This window comes from Mesotoga infera (assembly GCA_011045915.1).
Classification (GTDB): domain Bacteria; phylum Thermotogota; class Thermotogae; order Petrotogales; family Kosmotogaceae; genus Mesotoga; species Mesotoga infera_D.
This window is the reverse complement of record DSBT01000036.1, coordinates 1-3,234: the sequence shown is the minus strand read 5'-3', so window position 1 is coordinate 3,234 and position 3,234 is coordinate 1. Positions and strand designations below refer to the sequence as shown.

At 43.4% G+C, this 3,234-nt stretch carries 4 protein-coding genes; all 4 read left to right on the top strand.

The window, feature by feature from the left end; genetic code table 11:
- Positions 1-301: sugar ABC transporter substrate-binding protein (locus ENN47_01095; protein HDP76787.1), on the top strand; the 301-nt coding region annotated here is incomplete at its 5' end.
- Between the two features lie 56 nt (positions 302-357).
- Positions 358-1,233 (top strand): sugar ABC transporter permease, encoded by an 876-nt coding sequence (locus tag ENN47_01090; protein ID HDP76786.1) that lies wholly within the window; start codon positions 358-360, stop codon positions 1,231-1,233.
- Positions 1,227-2,522, top strand: a complete 1,296-nt coding sequence (locus ENN47_01085) for an ABC transporter permease subunit (GenBank protein ID HDP76785.1) — start codon at positions 1,227-1,229, stop codon at positions 2,520-2,522. Before ENN47_01090 ends, ENN47_01085 begins: the two co-directional genes overlap by 7 nt.
- 11 nt (positions 2,523-2,533) lie before the next feature.
- The coding region (locus ENN47_01080) for a glycosyltransferase (GenBank protein HDP76784.1) at positions 2,534-3,234 on the top strand (701 nt) is incomplete at its 3' end.

Genomic DNA, 3,234 nt, shown 5'->3' with positions numbered 1-3,234 from the left:
TATGGCTCCCGGTGGAATGCTTCCTACAAGAGCTTCCATAGCTGAAAGCGAAGAATTCCTGAACGATCCAAAGGGGATTTATAAGAGCTACGGCGCAGAAAAGATCAAGGCAATCATTTATGGTATGGAGAACATTGAGAAGTTCGGTTATGTAGAAGGAAGAGTCTTCCCCGAAATGGGAAAGATATCCGGAGCCTTCACTATAGGTAATGGCATAGTCATGATGTTCGATAACAACGCAACCCCAGATCAGGTTCTAACCTTCTGGAGAGAGGACATTAGAAAGCTTATAGGAAGATAAACGCCTGACATCGAAGGCCCCGGAGCCGGGGCCTTCCTTTTTTGGAGGTAGATCTTATGCAGCAAGCAGCCTCTTCCATATTGAAGAAGGAAAATAGTTTAGGTTGGAAACTTGTTTCGCCAACAGTAATCCTACTGATGATATTGATAATCTATCCGGTGGCGTATAACATATACATTTCGTTTTTCGACTACGGGATTACTAGTTCAACGTTCGTAGGATTAGAAAACTATATCCGAGTTTTCAAAGACGCCGCTTTCTGGAAGTCCTTCTTCATAACTGTTGGTTTCACTCTGATGACAGTTATTGGAAGCATATTGTTGGGTCTCGGAGTAGCGCTGATGATGAACAAGGAGTTCAAGGGGAGGGCGATAGTTAGGACGATCATTCTGCTTCCATACATTACCCCACTTATCTCGATAGTCTTTTCATGGAAGTACATATTTGATCCAAGCTACGGGCCTTTTATGCAGTTATTCAGTCAAAGTCTCGGATGGGTCTCTCCGCAACTTGATCTCCTAAACAACTCGAACAATGCATTCTTTGTGGCATCGATATTCAACATTTGGCGGAACTTCCCTTTTGTTTACCTGATGCTGCTTTCAAGACTTCAATCTATTCCCGATGAGTACTACGAGGCTGCAGAAATCGATGGAGCAACATCATGGAGTAAGTTCACGAATATCACTCTACCGGAGATCTATTTCGTCATGGGTGCTGTCGCTCTCATGAGGGGTATCTGGAATTTCTATAAGTTTGACGAGGTCTATCTGATCAGCAAGAGAGCTGGCACTCTGCCTATCTTTATTTATGAAAGGGTTATCGGTACAACTTCGCCGGAGTACGGAGTGGCCGCGGCAATTGCAACAATCCTTATGGTAATTATGCTTGGGCTGATAACTGCATACGTGAAGAAGGTGTTGAAATGGTAAGGAAGAAGACACCTTTCAGAAGAGTCATGTTTGCATTGGGGATCTCTTTAATCTGTTTCTTCATACTCATTCCGTTTTATTTCATGGTTCATGTATCTCTTAAGGCAGACTACGACCCGAACAAAATGACATTCTCAGATTTCACAATCAGAAACTATCTGGAGATATTTGGGCTTATTCAAAGTAGTGAGACAGAGTTTTTCGGCGATGAGATAATTAGGGCAAATCTTGAACCTGTATTGAAGAGGATAGATGAGTTGGAAGAGAGAACGGCCTCAATTGAAGTGTATACGCGGTATGTTCATGATGTACAGCTCAAGGCCAAGGAAAAAGAACTGAGAGATATCGTTGATCTTGTGATCGACTTCAGTGGAATTGATGTAACAGACAGGGAAGAGTTTATTGAAAACTCGCTCGTTCCAGGTACAGAGGAGGCTTCAATAATCGAGGAAAACATGAAAACCATATTCAGTGCAAATGATGTGAAACGGTTCACGGATTTGAGAGCCGAGGTTGACAACGCTCTCTCCGAGGAAGCGCTTGCTGCCGGTTTCGAAAAGGCAAAGGCTCAACTGAAATTATTCGAAGCGCAGAAGACAGAAATATTGGAAGAGAGAGCTAGTGAATTTCCCTTCATGAAATACCTTAGAAACTCGCTGATATTCGCAGGGATTTCCGCTTTGATAAGCCTCTTCGTAGCGATTTTAGGAGCATATGCATTCTCAAGGTTGAGATTCAAGGGTAGGGGACTTGTTCAGCGTTCGGTTCTTTTCGTGTATCTGTTCGGTGGTACCGTAATAATGGTTCCGCTTTATCAGATGGCGGTGAAACTTGGAATCCTTTCTACTCCATTTGGTACCGGAGTTTATCTGATCATGGTCTATGTTATTCAGACACTTCCGGTTTCTCTTTATATGTTGGGAAACTATTTCCGGACAATTCCGTTTTCAATAGAAGAAGCGGCGATTATCGATGGCTGTTCCAGAGTGCAGGCGATCTTCAAGATTGTTATTCCGCTCTCTCTTCCAGCAATTGTCACAGTATATATCTATGCCTTTATGATTGGATGGAACGAATACTTGTTTGCATCTGCCTTCCTTGGCCTAAAATCCTATAAGGATCTCTTCACTCTTCCAATTGGGTTGAATGCGTTTTCCGGTTCGGCTCATGCAGTATGGGGAAGGCTGATGGCGGCTTCAGTAGTTTCGGCAATCCCAATCATAGTCATCTTCAGTCTCATGCAGAAGCACCTGACAAGCGGATTCACTGCCGGAGGTGTCAAAGAATAGGAGGTGGAAACATGCCTGGACTGAATCAGAAATCATATGACATAGTAATCGGAATACCTAGTTTTAACAACTCGAATACTATCAAATACGTAGTCGAGACGGCAGCAAAAGGTCTCAGTAAGTTTTTCCCATCGTTGAGAGGCTGTATCATCAATTCAGACGGAGGATCGACGGACAATACTGAAGAGGTTTTCTATTCAGCTTCCAGTGATGGAATAGATCTGCTTTCTTTCAGATACCGGGGGATCTCCGGAAAGGGAAGCGCAATGAGATCGATAATGGAGAAAGCCCTCACTCTCGATGCTCAGGCAGTGGTATTTCTCGACTCGGATTTAAGAAGTGTAGAACCTTTTTGGATAGATAGACTTGCGCGTCCGATCTTTGAAAAGAACGCAGCGTACGTTACCCCTTACTATATTCGACACAAGTATGACGGAACGATAACCAACAGCATATGCTACCCTCTAACAACGGCCCTTTATGGAAAGAAGGTAAGACAACCTATTGGAGGAGATTTCGGTGTAGGCAGAGAGATGCTTGACTATTACATTTCCGTATCTGAGGAGACATGGAAGTCCGACGTTTCCAGATTTGGAATTGATATCTGGATGACCACTTCTGCCATTAATGAGGCAAGAGGAAGAATATACCAGGCTGCTTTAGGTACGAAAATTCATGACGTGAAGGATCCAGGCAAGCAGCTTGGAAATAT